The 16,580-nt window shown below is 36.5% G+C and carries 14 protein-coding genes; 13 read left to right on the top strand and 1 reads right to left on the bottom strand.

Features of this window, described 5'->3' with window-relative positions:
* Nucleotides 1-35 precede the first annotated feature (35 nt).
* On the top strand, nt 36-1,694 hold the full coding sequence (locus tag KHA97_RS07305; RefSeq protein WP_213124028.1) for an extracellular solute-binding protein: 1,659 nt from the start codon (nt 36-38) through the stop codon (nt 1,692-1,694).
* A 197-nt stretch (nt 1,695-1,891) separates the two neighbouring features.
* Here the strand turns inward: KHA97_RS07305 and KHA97_RS07300 are convergent, their stop codons facing one another.
* A complete protein-coding gene (locus KHA97_RS07300) occupies nt 1,892-2,719 on the bottom strand; it encodes a sugar phosphate isomerase/epimerase family protein (RefSeq protein ID WP_213124027.1) in 828 nt (275 codons plus the stop codon).
* 170 nt (nt 2,720-2,889) lie between these two features.
* On the opposite strand from KHA97_RS07300, the gene KHA97_RS07295 reads away from it, so the two are divergent.
* The 12 genes from KHA97_RS07295 (at nt 2,890) to racE (ending at nt 16,149) form a co-directional block, all read left to right on the top strand.
* Complete coding sequence (locus KHA97_RS07295) at nt 2,890-3,969, top strand: undecaprenyldiphospho-muramoylpentapeptide beta-N-acetylglucosaminyltransferase (RefSeq protein ID WP_213124026.1); 1,080 nt, start codon at nt 2,890-2,892, stop codon at nt 3,967-3,969.
* On the top strand, nt 3,956-6,343 hold the full coding sequence (locus tag KHA97_RS07290; protein ID WP_213124025.1) for an alpha-L-rhamnosidase-related protein: 2,388 nt from the start codon (nt 3,956-3,958) through the stop codon (nt 6,341-6,343). Before KHA97_RS07295 ends, KHA97_RS07290 begins: the two co-directional genes overlap by 14 nt.
* On the top strand, nt 6,333-7,538 hold the full coding sequence (locus KHA97_RS07285) for a Gfo/Idh/MocA family protein (RefSeq protein ID WP_213124346.1): 1,206 nt from the start codon (nt 6,333-6,335) through the stop codon (nt 7,536-7,538). The genes KHA97_RS07290 and KHA97_RS07285 overlap by 11 nt, the downstream gene beginning before the upstream one ends.
* A 128-nt stretch (nt 7,539-7,666) precedes the next feature.
* The gene (locus KHA97_RS07280; RefSeq protein ID WP_213124024.1) at nt 7,667-8,491 is read left to right on the top strand and encodes a sugar phosphate isomerase/epimerase family protein; all 825 of its coding nucleotides are present in this window, start codon (nt 7,667-7,669) and stop codon (nt 8,489-8,491) included.
* 19 nt (nt 8,492-8,510) lie between these two features.
* Nucleotides 8,511-9,314 carry a sugar phosphate isomerase/epimerase family protein gene (locus KHA97_RS07275; protein WP_213124023.1) on the top strand — a complete coding sequence of 268 codons (804 nt, stop codon included), beginning with the start codon at nt 8,511-8,513 and terminating at the stop codon, nt 9,312-9,314.
* A gap of 27 nt (nt 9,315-9,341) precedes the next feature.
* On the top strand, nt 9,342-10,298 hold the full coding sequence (locus KHA97_RS07270) for a sugar kinase (RefSeq protein ID WP_213124022.1): 957 nt from the start codon (nt 9,342-9,344) through the stop codon (nt 10,296-10,298).
* Between the two features lie 80 nt (nt 10,299-10,378).
* Nucleotides 10,379-11,164 carry an SDR family NAD(P)-dependent oxidoreductase gene (locus KHA97_RS07265; RefSeq protein ID WP_233713328.1) on the top strand — a complete coding sequence of 262 codons (786 nt, stop codon included), beginning with the start codon at nt 10,379-10,381 and terminating at the stop codon, nt 11,162-11,164.
* Nucleotides 11,164-12,228 (top strand): lactonase family protein, encoded by a 1,065-nt coding sequence (locus tag KHA97_RS07260; RefSeq protein ID WP_213124021.1) that lies wholly within the window; start codon nt 11,164-11,166, stop codon nt 12,226-12,228. Before KHA97_RS07265 ends, KHA97_RS07260 begins: the two co-directional genes overlap by 1 nt.
* Nucleotides 12,229-12,283: 55 nt before the next feature.
* The gene (locus tag KHA97_RS07255) at nt 12,284-13,270 is read left to right on the top strand and encodes a Gfo/Idh/MocA family protein (protein WP_213124020.1); all 987 of its coding nucleotides are present in this window, start codon (nt 12,284-12,286) and stop codon (nt 13,268-13,270) included.
* Between the two features lie 99 nt (nt 13,271-13,369).
* A complete protein-coding gene (locus tag KHA97_RS07250; protein ID WP_213124019.1) occupies nt 13,370-14,218 on the top strand; it encodes a sugar phosphate isomerase/epimerase family protein in 849 nt (282 codons plus the stop codon).
* Nucleotides 14,219-14,720: 502 nt separating this feature from the next.
* Entirely contained in the window at nt 14,721-15,185 is a 465-nt protein-coding gene (locus KHA97_RS07245; protein ID WP_213124018.1) for a MarR family winged helix-turn-helix transcriptional regulator, read from the top strand.
* Nucleotides 15,186-15,330: 145 nt separating this feature from the next.
* Nucleotides 15,331-16,149 (top strand): glutamate racemase, encoded by an 819-nt coding sequence (gene racE, locus KHA97_RS07240; RefSeq protein WP_233713327.1) that lies wholly within the window; start codon nt 15,331-15,333, stop codon nt 16,147-16,149.
* The last annotated feature ends 431 nt before the right edge of the window (nt 16,150-16,580 follow it).

Below are 16,580 nucleotides of genomic sequence, written 5' to 3'. Positions count from 1 at the left end.
AATATATAAAAAGATAAATACAAGGGGGAAAAGAAATGAGAAACAAGATGAAGTTTTTGACTTTATCTCTAGTTGCTCTACTCATGGCCTTTAGTGTACTTTCCGGATGTTCAAAAGGTAGCTCCGGCGACAATGAAGGCAATGATAAAGGGGGATCAAATTCCGGCACAAAGGGTGAAGGATTTGTTCTAGGAGAAGACGAATTAGAATATACAATGTATGGTCACTATGACTGGTATACAATGCCTACTTGGGGCGAAGACTTAGCCACAAAGTGGATTAAAGAAAACAAAAAAGTTAATGTAAAGGCAGTTAGCTCTGGTGGTAATGCTGCACAAAAATTCAATACAATGATTGTTGGTAACGACCTTCCAGATGTTATGTGGTTAGATCGCAATGCAGATTTGGACAGACTTCGTGAAGCAGATATGCTCGTTCCGCTTGATGAGTATATCGATAAATATCCAAACATTAAAGAATGGGTTGGAGAATCTACACTTAATATGCTTCGTGCAGAAGATGGACATATTTATGCAATCCCTAACTGGTATACAACACAGCCAAATGGAAATACAGGTTATGTTGTAAATGATAAAATCTATAAAGAACTAGGTTCACCTAAATTAGAAACGACTGATGATTTATATGCATTCTTGAAGCAAGTTAAAGAAAAATATCCAGATGTTGTACCATTTGAAGCAGGACAAGGTGGAGGACTAGACGTTCTATATTCCGCATTTGGTGAAGAACATCCAAACCTTTTCATGAGTAATCATTTTGTTCCAGATGGTGATAAACTATCTTCTATCTTTACAGACCCTGTATTTAGAGAAGCTATGGTTTATATGAATAAACTGTATAGTGAAAGATTAATTTCACAAGATACTTTGACTCAAACTGCTGAGCAAGTAAAAGAAAAAATTGTTTCTGGTAAATTTGCAGTATTTGCAGATAGTTCACCAACTGAAAATGCTAACTTAGCTGATACTACATTAAAAGCTGAAGATCCAGATGCTGGATTAAAAATGATTTGGCCAATCCATAAAGAAGGATTGAACAAGGAAAAAATCACTCCAGGAACATGGAATCAGCTTGGCTGGAACGTAAGTGTCATTACGAAAGCTGCTAAAAACCCTGAAGCGATCTTTGCTTTCTATGATTGGATGGTAGGTCCAGAAGGTCAACGTACTATTTTCTGGGGACCAGAAGGCTTATATTGGGAAGGAACACAATCTATTAACGGCATTGAAGAAGCTCCGGTATTCACAGAAAAATATACAACTGATGTTGAAAATCGCGATAAATTAATGAACGTTACAAATAGCCTTCAATGGGTTGGTAACGTAGTTTATATCGACAAATCCAAAACAGCATACGAAATGACGTTGCCAGAAGACCAACAAAACTGGGCAACTAAATACCAAACGAGCATCACTTGGAAAACACAAGCAAATAGTACTGAGTTCTCTAACCTATCTCCACTTCCAGAAACGGAAGAAGGTATGGCAGAGCAACGTGTCAACGAAATATATGACGAAGCGAGAGCAAAAGCACTTCATGCTAAGAGTGAAGCTGATGTTCTAAAAATCTTAGATCAAGCTGAAAAAGATGCTCAAGCTGTCGGATATGGCAAATTATTAGAATACAAAACTAAAAAATGGCAAGATAACAAAGCAAAAATTGCTGGTAACTAATATTGTCATACAAAAAGGTCTCTTCCACTATTTTATAGTGGGGAGACCTTTCTATTAGTTAAATAAATTATTATAGTGTTGTAGAGAATTTTTTTTAGTCATTACATATGTAATACAAGTTAATATCTAATAGCAAACTTCTTGTCCTTTACATGACGGGACTGTCCGTCGCTGAACAAGCGCTTGCACTTTTCTCATTATAAATATGACTCTACTATTTTTCTAACTCTTTCAATTCCTTCCCACATATTTCCAGGACCATCATATATTATATTGATGGGGCCATTGTAGTTGGTTGCAACTAAAGGATCTAGACATTTATGAAATTCATTTTCATCTGGAATCCCCTCCGCATCCATCTCAGGCTTTGCATGGACGGATTGACTATAAGGGAGTATTTTTTTGATTTCATCATATTTAGTTTCACCTTTAAAATTTCCAAAATCAGCAATAAGTCCTAATTCTTCATTGCAATTTTCAACAAGTTTAATGCAGTTATCAGCAGTCGATGTAAGTGAATGGAAATTTTCGGTTATAATTTTCACTCCAAATTTATTGGCAAATTCTATAAGATTCGTTAAAATTTCTGATGATCGAACAAGTGCGGGATTATCTTCAGGTGAAGCATCACCAGCAATTATCCTAATTTGTCTTGCTCCGGCTTCACCAGCAATTTCAATCCAGTCTTTCATTAATTTTATATCCGCTTCTCTACGAATTTCATCCTCAGATGTTATATCTCCGTAATCCAATAAAAGAGTGTTGAACATTATACCTGCTTCATTGCAAGCTTTATTTAACTTTTGTAAATAGTCGGAGTCTGTCGTCGGAAAATGGAAATGGCATATCTCTATAGCTTTATATCCTTTAGATGCTAAAATAGCCGGTAATTCAAGAAGAGTAGTAATTTCAGGTTGGGGCTCTACTTGAACCACATGTTTCTGTTGCTCATCATCCCAGACTGTCCAATACAGTGGTCCGAGATTTCGATGTAAACTCCATGTACTTAATGATAAATATGGCATAGATAAACCACTCCTTTATATCAAAAAAATCAAAGATTATTAAATCTCATTACATAATAATTCTACTTCATTGATAAAATTCCCTTTAAAAAACGTTTTCATTTTTTATAGAACGTAAGGTTGTTTTCCCCTATACTAGAAGAAAGTATCTGTATATCCTAGGAGGCAATATGGAAAAAAGAAATATTGTATTTACCGGCGGGGGATCTGCGGGACATGTGACACCTAATATTGCAATTATTCGAGAGTTAAATAAAGAGGAATGGAATATTTTTTACATCGGGTCAAAAAGTGGAATTGAAAAAAACTTAATTGAAAATATAAACATCCGCTACTACGGTATTAGTAGTGGTAAGTTGAGAAGATATATATCCTTTGAAAATATTACTGATATATTTAGAGTATTTAAAGGTTGTGTAGAAGCAAGAACTGTATTGCGTAAGCTAAAACCAAATATTGTTTTCTCTAAGGGAGGTTTTGTCTCAGTTCCCGTTATCATTGCGGCAAAAGTATTGAAAATTCCAATTTATATTCACGAAAGTGATTTAACGCCAGGTCTCGCAAATAAAATATCAAAAAGATTTGCTACGAAAATCTTTACTTCCTTCGAAGAAACGGTTAAATATTTTCCCGAAAATAAAACTATGTTTATTGGATCGCCTATAAGAAGGGAAATCTTACTAGGTTCAGCAGAAAAGGGAAGAAAATATCTCGATTTCCATACAAAGCTTCCAATTTTGACCATTATGGGCGGCAGCTTAGGTGCTAAAAAAATTAATGAAACCGTTCACGCGGCTATTGAACAATTAACAAAGAAATATCAGATAGTCCATATATGTGGAAAGAATAATATCGATCCACATTTGACTGATATAAAAGGATATAAACAATTTGAATACATACATAATGAGCTTGCCGATATTTTGGCAGCCACAGATATTGTCATTACACGCGGAGGTTCAAATTCAATTTTTGAGTTTCTTGCACTAAAAATACCGATGATTATCATCCCATTATCCTTACAACAAAGCAGGGGTGACCAAATATTAAATGCAAAATTATTCGAGGAAAAAGGATATTCAATCACTTTAGAAGAAAAGGAACTTACCTCCCATAATTTATTAGCTTACTTAGAACTGGTCAAAGACAAAAGAAGAGAGATGAAAATATCGATGAATTCTTATTCAAAGAAAGACGCTCTATCATTTTTAATTAATGAAATAGGGAGAGAACATAATGGAAGAAAATAAGCGCTGGGTGGCGAAATGGATTTGGTCAGAGGACTCATTTCCACTTCAACATGAAATTGTCTATTTTAGACGAACATTCCATGTTGAAAATAATGACTGCCAACTAGTCGTAAATGTAAGTGCAGACAGCAGATACCGTCTTTTTCTCAACGGACAATCTATTTGTGTTGGTCCTTTAAAAGGTGATAATTATAGCCACTATTATGAAACTGTAAATCTTTCAGCTTATTTGAATGTAGGGAAAAATGTATTAGCTGTTAAGGTAGTTCATTACTCCTCTAATAGTTCACACCCTAGCCCCGAATCAATTTGGCATTCGCCAAATGGTGGGTTCCTTTTGGAAGGAAGCTTGAAAACGAGTAAAGGAGAGATAGTCGAAACTCTTCATACTGATAATAAATGGAAATGTTTTAAAGACATCGCTATTCATTATGAAGCCGAATCTTGGATTTCATCCACTTGGCTTGGTGGAGTAGAAAGAGTAAATGGAGTTGATCTTCCCCATGGTTGGGAAAAAATTGATTACGACGATAGTAATTGGAGTGAGGCAGTTCCATTTCTGGATCCTCAGTTAGATCATGGATTACTGACACCTTGGCAATTAACAAGCCGCAGTGTTCCCTTTTTATATGAAGATGAAAAATTATTTCTCAGAATCATGCGTACTGAAGGAGATGCTATCTCAAAAAAAGATTTTACAAATAAAGATCACTCTCTATTTATCGACCGAAACTCTCGATTTATAGTAGAACTTGACGCGGGTGAATTGACAACCGGTTATCTAAATATTAAGGTCTCAGGTGGAAAAGGAGCGAAACTCAGTATATTATCTTCCGAGTGTTATGAAAAAGAAGATCCAGAAACAGGAAGAAGAATAAAAAGAGTACGTGATGATTTTTCAAAAGGAAGTAAGCTTCTAGGTGATTCTGATATATATATCGTGAGTGGGAGTGGTACAAAGGAAAGACAGGAAGTGTATGAACCATTTTGGTGGCGGACTTTTCGATTTGTGAAACTAGAAATTGAAGCAGGAGATCAACCCATTACAATCCATTCTTTTTCTTATAGGGAGACGGGATATCCATTAGATGTGAAAGCAGATTTTCAAAGCTCTGATCCTTCATTAACCCCTCTTTGGGATGTAAGCGTTCGAACATTAAAACGTTGCATGCATGAAACATATGAAGATTGTCCGTACTATGAGCAATTACAATATGCAATGGATACAAGATTACAAATTTTATTTACATACGCTATTAGCGGCGATGATAGATTAGCCCGTAAAGCAATTTTTGATTTCCATAGTTCTTTGTTGCCTTCAGGCATGTTGCAAAGTAGATATCCATCTGTTTTGCCTCAAGTCATCCCGGGCTTTTCAATATATTGGATTCTTATGCTGCACGACCACTATATGTATTTTGGTGATGTAGATTTAGTGAAACGATACCGCCCTACGATGGATGCAGTATTAGATTGGTTTGAGCGAAAGGTAGGCTCAGAAGGGCTTGTTGATAATCTTTCAAGTTCCTATTGGAATTTTGTTGATTGGGTAGAGGAATGGCCATTCGGAATTCCAGGAGCAGTAGCAAACGGCCCTTTAACTATTTATAATTTAATGTATGCGGTTGCCTTACAAAAAGGAGCAGAACTAAATGAATGGACAGGACGGCAGGATGTGGCTAGAGAATATCAAGAAAGAGCGGAAAAGCTTAAGCACGCAATTCTTCTGCATTGTTGGTCAGAAGAAAAGCAGCTTTTTCGTGATGGACCAAATGTTGAGGAATATAGTCAGCATGTCCAAATTTGGAGTGTTCTATCCAATGTGATCGGGGATGAAAAAGCAGTCAATGTTATGGAGAAAGTGCTTAATGACAAGACTCTTTCACAGGTTTCATATGCTATGGCGTTCTTCCTTTTTAGAGCATTATCTAAGACTTCTCTTTATGATCGATCATTTGATTTATGGGATATTTGGCGTAATATGGTCGAGTTAAACTTAACAACATGGGTAGAGGATCCGGTTATCCAAAGAAGTGATTGCCATGCTTGGGGGGCAGCTCCGTTATATGAATTTACATCTGAAATATTAGGAGTCCAACCTGATTTACCTGGATTTGAAAGAATTTTGGTTCAGCCTAAACTAGGAAATCTTTTATCGGCAAAAGGTTCGGTAGCTACTCCATACGGCTTAGTATATGTAGAGTGGAGAATAAATGAGAAACAATTCAGCATTATGGTAAATGGACCGAAAGATATACCATTGAATATGAAGCTACCTAATGGGAAAACTTTCTTTTTTGACAGTTCAAGTAATATAAATCATAAATGTTTAATTGATCATAAAGAAAGAGCTGATAACAGTGATGGAAAATGATGTGAAAGTTGTATTAGTCGGCATTGGAGGCTATGGAAATATTTATGTGGAAAAGCTTCTTAATAATGGATATAAATTGAAGGCTAGTATTGTAGGCATAGTAGATCCAAATCCAGAACGAAGTGGGAATTACGAAAGAATTAAACAACATAATATCCCGGTCTTTTCTACACTCGAAGAATTTTATGTTAACAATAAAGCAGATCTTGCCATCTTATCTACTCCAATCCATATTCACGCAACACAAACTTGTTACGCGCTTCTTCATGGGAGTAACGTGCTTTGTGAAAAGCCAATGTGTGCAACTCCTCAAGAGGCTAAACAGATAATAGAAATGCGGAATAGGACAGGAAAATTTGTAGCAATCGGTTTTAACTGGTCTTTCACAGAATCTGTCCAAAATTTGAAACAAGATATTTTGAAAGGAAGGTTTGGCAAGCCAAAGCGTCTAAAAGCAATAGTAAATTGGCCACGAGACGCTGCATATTTTAACAGGAATAATTGGGCAGGACGGTTGTACAGCAACGATGGAGCACCTATTTTAGATAGTGTTGCAAATAATGCAACTTCGCATTATCTACATCATATGTTTTATTTATTAGGCCCAAAAACAGATGCAAGTGTTCAATTAAAAAACTTAATGGCAGAGCTGTACCGTGCCAATCCAATTGAAAGCTTTGATACATGTGCTGTAAGAATTCTAACTAGAGATGATGTGGAAATTCTTTATTATGCAACTCATGCAGTAAAAGATTCATTTGGACCACATTCTTTATATGAATTTGAAAAGGCAACCATTTATAGATCAGAAGGTAAAGATGACAACCGAGTAGTTGTACGCTTTAAAGATGGTACGGAGAAAGTATACTTTGATCCGGAAAGGGACCATTTGCAAAAATTAAGCACTTGTATCAATGCTGTTGCGACAGGGGATCACAATATCCTTTGTGGACCGGAAGCAGCAACACCACATGTACAAGCCATTGCTGCAATGCACGAATCAGTTCCTGATATTCCTTCATTTCCTGAAAGTTTTATAAGACTAGATAAAGAAAGAGATGTTACTTGGGTGAAAGGGTTAGATGAAAAGCTTATCCAATGCTATGAACAATGGGCATTGCCAAGTGAAATAAATGTACCATGGGCTAAAAGAGGGAAAACGATAAATATAAGACATATAGAAGATATCTTATGATGATAGTATTGGCGGATTTATCCCGTCTTTTTAAATGACAGTTAATAATACAAGGAAAAAAAGAATCTTTATAGAATATATTATTGGTGGTTTTCTTTACAACATGAATTGTTGAGGGGGGATAAGAATTGTTCAAATATAGCCTAACCCAATGGATTTTTGGCAATGAAAGTTTAGAAGAGAATTTAATAAGATTAAAAAAATATGAATATGATGGTGTGGAACTGGCTGGGGAGCCTGAATTAATAGATATTCCTAAAGCTAGAGAGCTAATGGATAAATATGGTATGGAATGCAGCTCCATATGTGGTATTTATAACGAGGAGAGAGATCTTTCTTCTCAAAATATTGAAATAAGAAATAATGCAATCGATTACGTTAAGAAGTGTATAGACATGGCACAAGCTTTAGATGCTTCTATTGTTATTGTCGTACCTACATATGTTGGGAAAATTAATTCGGAAAATGAAGGTGAATGGGACTATGCAATAGCAAGTGTTCGGGAAGTGGGAGAATATGCTAAGCAGCAAAATATCATTCTTGCTATTGAAGCTATTAACCGTTATGAAACCTACTTAGTTACGAATCTACATACTGCAAAAAAATTTGTAGAAGAAGTAAAGTTAGAAAACGTAAAGATGATGGCGGACTTTTTTCATATGAACATCGAAGAACAAGATATGATCAAAGCATTGACATCTATTTCAGATCATCTCGTTCACGTTCATATTGCAGATAATACGAGAGAGGCAGCTGGTTTAGGACAAACGGATTTTCAACCTATTATGTCTTTTTTAAAGAATATGAATTATTCAGGCTATGTCAGTATGGAATTTTTACCATCAGTACCGAATCCTTATTTAGTTTCAGAGCAACGAACTGAATCAAGTGTGTATGATCACTATACGAAACAATCAATCGACCACATTAAAAGTATTGTAAATAGTTTATAAGAATTTGGAGGAAATACAAATGGAATGGGCATTTATGACCGCTAACTTTGTAGCAAAAGAATTAAATTATCAAAATAGCGATGACTGGGGGAAATGCCATCAAGCAACTTTTGAAGCTTTTCATGGACCGCAGTTTTCTTCTAAGTTTGAAGAATTGATTTCAATGACTAAGGATATGGGATTTGATGCAATTGAATTATGGATTGCTCATTTAGATCCAATCCATGCTACACCTGAAATGATTGAACAAGCCGTGCGCATTTTAAAACAATACGAAATGACTGTTGTATCTTATACTGCTGGTTTTGGCTCTCCTGGCATTACATCTGAAGAATCTTTGAAAATATTCGAAACATCAAAAGCAATCGGGACTCCAGTTTTAGCACAAGGATTCCACCCTGCAAATGGTCCAATTGTTATGCCTTTAGCCGAAAAATATGGAATTCGAGTTGGCTTGGAAAACCATCCTGAAAAAACACCACAAGAGGTAATTGATAAAGTAGGGCCATTTTCTCCGTGGATAGGCGCAGCCGTTGATACAGGTTGGTTCGGCACTCATGGCTACGATAATGTACTAGCAATTCGTGAATTGAAAGATAATCTTGTACATGTGCATCTAAAAGACATTAAAGAAGCAGGGGCTCATGAATCATGTACACTAGGAGATGGGATTGTAGATATTAAAGGTGCTCTATCAGTCTTAAAAGAAATTCAATATGAAGGTGCTATAACGATTGAACATGAACCTCACCACCATGACCCTACTGAAGATGTAAAAGAAAGTTTAAAAAGAGTAAAAGCATGGTGGGAAGAATTACAGTAAACGACTTTTTGACAGAGGTGATGAAATATGGACAGACAATTTCCTGAAGTTGTTACATTTGGAGAGTCAATGGTTTTAATGACTCCTATGAATACGAAAGGAATTGAATATAATAGTGAATTTATCAAATCATTTGGAGGGGCGGAAAGTAATTTTGCTATTGCCCTAGCCCGATTAGGACAAAAAGCTGGCTGGTTTAGTCGTTTAGGAAATGATCCATTCGGGAGATATATTTTAAAAGCAATCAGAGGTGAAGGAGTAGATGTGTCAAGAGCAGAATTGACCGATCAAGCTCCGACTGGTTTCATGCTTAGAGAAACAGTAGCTGGAAAAACATCAGTCTATTATTATAGAAGTGGATCGGCGGCCAGTAAACTAAGTCCAAAACAAATAGAAGAGGAATACATAAAAAAGTCTAAAATTTTGCATATAACAGGAATTACATGCGCCATTAGTGAATCTGCCAGAAATGCCGTTTATGAAGCAGTTCAAATGGCAAAAAAACACGGTGTTAAAATATGTTTTGACCCAAATCTTAGGTTAAAGCTTTGGAGTTTAGATGAAGCTAGAGAAACTTTACTTCCTTTGGCTGAGCAAGCTAACTATTTTTTGCCTGGATTGGATGAATTAAAGTTACTTTATGATACGAGTAATGATGATGAAGTTTTTTCAAGGCTAAAAGAATTAAAGGCAGTTTCCATTGTAAAAGGCGGTCATAATGAAACGCTATTAGTTGAAAATGGGAAAGTGGACTCTTTTTCATATATGCCTGTCGAAAAAGTAATTGATCCCGTTGGAGCGGGAGACGGATTTTGTGCAGGATTTGTATCAGGATTGTTAAAAGGGTTTAGTCACCAAGAATCCGTACAATTAGCAAATATAGTAGGTGCCCTTGTCATACAAAGTGAAGGGGATTGGGAAGGTCTTCCTACTTGGGACGAGGTTCAAGCCATTATAAATAAAGAAATCCATATCGAAAGGTGAATTTCAAACATTTTAGAGGATTCGAAGCTTTTTAAAGCGAATAAGTAATTCTTAAATATTTTTTAAGGAGATGCTGGGGTTTGAAAACCGCTTTAATCACTGGAGCTAGTCGTGGAATTGGAAAAGGGATTGCCCTTGAGTTGGCAGCCAATGGATATGATATTTTGTTTACATATCGAACTGCGAAAGAAGAAGCGGATAAAGTCGTCAATATGGTTCAAAAAGAGTATGGTAACAAATGTATAGCTCTTTATGCAGAGTTGGCAGACGAAAAAACAGCAATGAATCTTGTTCAAACATCGCTTGATATTTTAGGAAGGCTTGATGTAGTCATTAATAATGCCGGAGTAACCATTAAAAGCCCATTATCGGAAATGGATGCAAACGACATAAATCATTTGCTCAACCTTAACCTTAAAGCGCCATTACTAATAATGAAAGCTGTTGCAAAATATATGATTCGAGAACAGATTAAAGGCAGTATTATCAACATCGCCTCGACAAGGGGGAAACGAGCCTATCCAGACGATGCTGTTTATGGAGCGACAAAGGCAGCCTTGATTCGTGCAACTGAATCTGTTGCATTGGAATGTGCACATTTCGGAATTCGAGTAAATTGTATTGCCCCCGGTGCAACAAAGGTTCGGGAGGGAAATGAAGAGCATTCAAAAAAACTTGGCGGTAAAATTCCTTTGAAACGGGTAGGTACACCAAAAGACATTGGCCAAGCTGTTGCATGGCTCATTTCAGAGCAAGCTTCCTATATAACAGGGGAGACAATCAAAATTGACGGGGGACTAATTTTACCAGGTATGCCAGAGGATGTTAGACCAGAGGCTGGTTATGGTTGGGGTGAGATGAAGTAATGAAGAATAATATGATGTTTATTGTTGGTTCATATACAAATAAAAATCCAACGGGAATAAATATCTTTTCGTTTAATGAAAACGATGGATCTGCCACCCATATTGGTAGTGTTGATGGAATTGAAAACCCTTCCTTTATAAGCATCGACGAGAAGAATAATTATTTATTTGCAGTAAGTGAAACAGCTATGACTGATGGAAAAGAAGGTGGCCAAGTCTTTTCGTATAAAGTCTGTAAAGAAACTGGAAGATTGGAATATATAAATGCACAGCCTACAAATGGAGGTGCGCCTTGCCATTTAAGTGTAGATAATAGTGGTAACAACTTATATGTAGTTAATTATAGTGGCGGAAACATTTGTCGGTTTTCTGTTGATGAAGCTGGTTATATCAAACCATTAGATGATTTGGTTCAGCATTCGGGAAAAAGCATTCGACCTGATCGGCAGGAAGGGCCACATCCACATTCAATCATTTTAGATGCAACTAAAGAATTTGCTTACGTGCCTGATCTTGGTTTGGATAAAATTTTTATCTATAAATTGGATCATAAAAATCGTAAATTTAGCGCCTTCAAAGAAATAAATGTACATTCGGGTGCAGGACCAAGACATCTTGTTATCCATCCTAATCTTCCTTATGCATATGTCATTAACGAACTAGACTGTACAATTTGTGTTTTTAAAATGGAGGCGGATACTTTAACATTACACCAGACGATTCCAACTTTACTTGAAAGCAACTTAATGGAAGATAGCGGAGCCGATATTCATATTGCTCCGAATGGAAAGTTTTTATATGCCTCTAATAGAGGTGACGATAGTGTAACTATTTTTCAAATCGAGCAAAATGAAGGTTCGTTAACACGTGTAGGGAATTCTTCCACTTATGGTAAAACACCTCGGAACTTTACAATTTCGCCGAATGGAAAATATTTACTCGCTGCAAATCAAAACTCGGATTCTATCAAAATATTTGATATAGATGAAGAAACCGGTCTATTGTCCGAACCAATTCATACAATCTATGTATCTGAACCAGTATGCATTAAATTCCTAGAATGAACATAATCTTTTGATATTTGTGTTTAAAGACTTTCATGAAAAGGATGGGGTAATTATGGGGAAAATTCGAGTCGGAATGATTGGAACAGGTGGCATTGCGCATTGGCATGCAAGACAATTAAAAGAATTAGAGGATGTAGCAATTGTTGCCATAACAGATCCAAGTGCTCAAAATAGGGAAAGAATTATTTCTGAGCACCAAATAGAAGGGGTTATAGAATTTACGGATCATAATGAGATGCTTGCGAATTCAGAGCTCGATGCAGTTGTCATTTGTTCACCACATACGCTTCATTTCCAACAGGCGATGGACGCCCTAAATAACGGCTGTCACGTGTTAATTGAAAAACCGATGGCTTGTTCACAAAAAGAAGCTGACGAATTAATTGAGACTGCAGAAAAGCTTGGGAAAATACTTCAAGTATCATACCAACGCCATTTCCAACCTGAATTTTTATTTATTCGTAACGCTATTGCAAATGGTGAAATCGGAAACTTAACTTCCGTAACTGCTTCTCTATATCAAGAGTGGGGACAAGGTACTGTCGGCAGTTGGAGACAAGTTCCATCGCTTTCTGGTGGGGGAATGTTGATGGATTCGGGCAGTCATATTGTTGATGTTCTCCTATGGACGACTGGATTATCTCCTGTGGAAGTTTCAACACAAATGGAAAAACATCAATCTCCTGTTGAATTAGATTCATTTACGTCAATTCGATTTGAAAATGGTGTAGTGGCTGGTTTAAATATCGTGGGATTTGCACCATGTTGGCACGAAACTTACGTGTTTTGTGGAGAAAACGGCGGAATCTTTTATGATAATGGTAAAATTACGATTCGCCGCTTAGGTGAAGAACCAATCACTCCACAGCTTCCGCAACAAACTACCAATCAAGATAAAAGCTTTATAGATGCTATTCTAGGCAAGCATGAAGTCTTGGTGCCTGGTCAGTTTGCGAGAGAAGTAGTAAAGCTTACAGAAATGATTTATAAAGCAGCTGGTTATCAGCCTCTAGGAGAAAATGATAAAATAACATCCTAATTTTCTAGAGACTTGGCAACGTTTTTTGTCAGGTCTCTTTTCTGGGAACAACAAAATATTGAAATAATATAGCTTAGATTAATAGAGGGGGAAATGGAAATGATTAAAGGGTTAAGTACAGCAGGTTTAGGCCAAGTAAAAAATTTAGAGGAACTTATTATTCTAGCCTCTGAGAATGGATTTGGTTCTGTTGATACATCAGGACAAGATTTGAGAAATTTTGTAGAAGAAAAAGGTTTGGATAATGCGAAAGCGTTTTTAAAAGAGCATAAAGTTGCAATTGGTTCAATCGGATTGCCTTTAGAATGGAGACAATCTGAGGAGCAATTTAAGGAAGGATTAAGCACGTTGCTTGATGATGCGAAAATTGCTGCTGAATTCGGATGCACAAGCTGTTGTACATATGTTCTTCCTGCTACTGATTATAATGCTGCGCATTTCATGGCGCTTGCAACTAAGAGATTAAGATTATGCGCACAAATATTAAAGGAATATGGATTAAACCTAGGATTAGAATTCGTTGGCCCTCATCATTTAAGGACTGCCTGGAAAAATCCATTTATATGGGAAATGAAAGATACACTTGATTGGATTGATGCTATTGGAGAACCAAATGTAGGTTTATTATTGGATAGCTATCATTGGTATACAATTAGCGGAACAATTGATGACTTATTCGCTTTACGTCCAGAACAAATAACTCATGTACATTTAAATGATGCAAAGGATGTTCCTGTTGAAGAAGTTTTGGATAATGATCGCCTCTATCCAGGTGAAGGTGTTATTGATTTAGCTGGATTCTTAAAAGCATTGAATCAAATTGGATATAAAGGTTCAGTTACACAGGAAATATTAACAAAAGAGCCACTGACTGAATCTGCAAAATTATTGGCGGAAAAATCGGGAAAAGCATATAAGAAAGTGTATGCTGTTGCGGAATTAGAATAATTTTTAATGGTTAAGAGGCTGCTCAATGTGGGCAGCCTCTTTCTTACTTTACCAGGAAATTATTATTGGATACTTTGTAGGCAACTTTCTGAAATGAGTTTCCGACTAGCGCAAGCGCCGGCTACTAGCAAGTTTTGATTTCTTCCTACGAGAAACAGCACCACCCGCCAAGTGTCTAGCTCATATAGCCTAGCCCTTCGAGGTCATAAAGCAACGGGGATGTTGTGACCTTAGCCTTCCTTCTTTAATCTGACCCTTCCACTTTTCGTGACGTATTCTGTATCATTTACTCGTCAGAACCGTAGAGAGGAACGTCAATCTTAAGACATCCATGTCCCTTATGTCTTCGACGACGAACCCACATCCTGTGGGCCTGTTGGTCGCTGATGACGCGCTTCCTTTATTATTAAGTTCACAACTTATATGAATCATTAAATGAAATTATGTTGAAATTTTGCCGAAAAAAAGAGACAATGCAATAAAAGGATATAGGGAGTTGCTGATGATGATGGATGAAAAACAGCTCCAGCATGATGTAAAAGTTGTTGCGGAGTTAGAAAAAGATCTCCGTTACATTTCGGCTATCATTAAACAAAAAGGCCGTGAATTACTAACAGATTTTTCAATTACCCCTCCACAGTTTGTTGCTCTTCAATGGCTTTTTGAAGAAGGAGATATGACGATTGGGGAGTTATCAAATAAAATGTATCTGGCATGTAGCACGACTACCGATTTAATTGATAGAATGGAGAAAAAAGAATTAGTCATGCGTGTAAAGGATCCAAAAGATCGAAGGGTTGTTAGAATACATTTATTAGATATAGGTGAAAAAATAATCGATGAAGTAATTATGAAACGCCAAGATTATTTGCAAGGTGTATTGAATGATTTTACTGCAGATGAGGTTTTGACGTTAAAGGATAACTTATCCCGGTTACACTCAGTTATGCGGAAGGATAAACGATAAGATTTTTCATTAGTTTAATAAAGCAGGCGAAGTAGCTTGGCGCAGAAGAAACACAATACTAAATTAGAAGGCGCCGGCGGTTTATAAGCAAGCTTTGCTTATGACTTTTAACATCCGGTGTCAACTACTAGAAGAGGCGGGAAACTTGGAACAGGCAATAGGAGTAATAGATTCAGGAGTTGGCGGACTAACAGTCGCTAAAGAAATTATGAGGCAAATGCCAAATGAGATTATTTATTACGTAGGAGATACAGCACGCTGTCCATACGGTCCGCGTCCTGTGCATGAAGTGAGGAAATTCACCCTACAAATGGCAGGTTTTTTAGTGAAACGTGATATTAAAATGCTCGTTATTGCCTGCAACACAGCTACAGCAGTGGTATTGGAAGAGTTAAAAACAATGCTCGATATTCCTGTAGTCGGAGTAATTGCCCCTGGCTCAAGAGCAGCATTAAAAGTAACTGAAAATAAAAAAATAGGCATCCTTGGTACAATAGGAACAATAAAAAGCGAAGCATATGCTCGTGAGTTAAAACTAATTAACCCTCAAGTTGAAGTCATTCAATTGGCTTGTCCCAAATTTGTTCCGATTGTAGAAAGTTTTGAGTACCAGAGCAATGTAGCAAAAAGGGTTGTAGCAGAGACACTTACACCATTACTCGGAAGCGGGATTGATACACTAGTTTTAGGTTGTACACATTATCCGCTTCTTGGCCCTATAATAGAAAATGTTATTGGCCCAAATGTAAAAGTAATTAGTTCAGGTGAAGAAACTGCTCAAGAAGTGAGTACGATATTAGATTATAAAAATATTTTAAATACATCGCCGGAAAAGCCAGATCATGTTTTTTACACTACAGGTTCTAGAAAAATATTTAAGCGGATTGCGTGTGATTGGTTGAATGAAGATTGCTTACATATTGAGTTTGCCAATCTTGCAAATCAAGAAAAAGAATTATATTAAATGTCAAATCAGCTCGAAAGGAGAGCTGATTTTTTTATTGGAGAAATTAGCTAGATGTCTTGAAATAAGGATTGAGGTCTTTACCCACTGGATATAGATGGTTTTAAGGTCTCAAAACTTGGATTGAACACTTTCAACTTCGAGAACAACAAATCTTAAGGTCTCTATACATTGGTTAAGTAGAAATAAGCCAATCTTAAGGTATTAAATCATGTTTTGTTGACCCTAGTCTGACGAACTTTCTCTGGCTTAAAGTATCGATACTGTAATTTGTAACCTAGCCGTCGAATTTACTTAGATTTTTTTTGAATTTAGATTCTGTGGCGAATAGTCTAATTGCCTAATTTTTATTTATAGAGATTAGGAACTTTCTCCTAAAGGGTAAGACGTTATTTGCATAAAAAAGAAAACTAATGTTCGCTTTGTAATCG

Source organism: Lederbergia citri (assembly GCF_018343625.1).
Classification (GTDB): domain Bacteria; phylum Bacillota; class Bacilli; order Bacillales; family Bacillaceae_C; genus Lederbergia; species Lederbergia citri.
This window is presented reverse-complemented; position numbering and strand designations above follow the sequence as displayed.

Bases quoted from the DNA above. Each gene is read 5' to 3' on its own strand.
- KHA97_RS07305 (WP_213124028.1), top strand. From the start codon at position 36: ATGAGAAACAAGATGAAGTTTTTGACTTTATCTCTAGTTGCTCTACTC.
- KHA97_RS07300 (WP_213124027.1), bottom strand. From the start codon at position 2,719: ATGCCATATTTATCATTAAGTACATGGAGTTTACATCGAAATCTCGGA.
- KHA97_RS07295 (WP_213124026.1), top strand. From the start codon at position 2,890: ATGGAAAAAAGAAATATTGTATTTACCGGCGGGGGATCTGCGGGACAT.
- KHA97_RS07290 (WP_213124025.1), top strand. From the start codon at position 3,956: ATGGAAGAAAATAAGCGCTGGGTGGCGAAATGGATTTGGTCAGAGGAC.
- KHA97_RS07285 (WP_213124346.1), top strand. From the start codon at position 6,333: ATGGAAAATGATGTGAAAGTTGTATTAGTCGGCATTGGAGGCTATGGA.
- KHA97_RS07275 (WP_213124023.1), top strand. From the start codon at position 8,511: ATGGAATGGGCATTTATGACCGCTAACTTTGTAGCAAAAGAATTAAAT.
- KHA97_RS07270 (WP_213124022.1), top strand. From the start codon at position 9,342: ATGGACAGACAATTTCCTGAAGTTGTTACATTTGGAGAGTCAATGGTT.
- KHA97_RS07260 (WP_213124021.1), top strand. From the start codon at position 11,164: ATGAAGAATAATATGATGTTTATTGTTGGTTCATATACAAATAAAAAT.
- KHA97_RS07255 (WP_213124020.1), top strand. From the start codon at position 12,284: ATGGGGAAAATTCGAGTCGGAATGATTGGAACAGGTGGCATTGCGCAT.
- KHA97_RS07250 (WP_213124019.1), top strand. From the start codon at position 13,370: ATGATTAAAGGGTTAAGTACAGCAGGTTTAGGCCAAGTAAAAAATTTA.
- KHA97_RS07245 (WP_213124018.1), top strand. From the start codon at position 14,721: ATGATGATGGATGAAAAACAGCTCCAGCATGATGTAAAAGTTGTTGCG.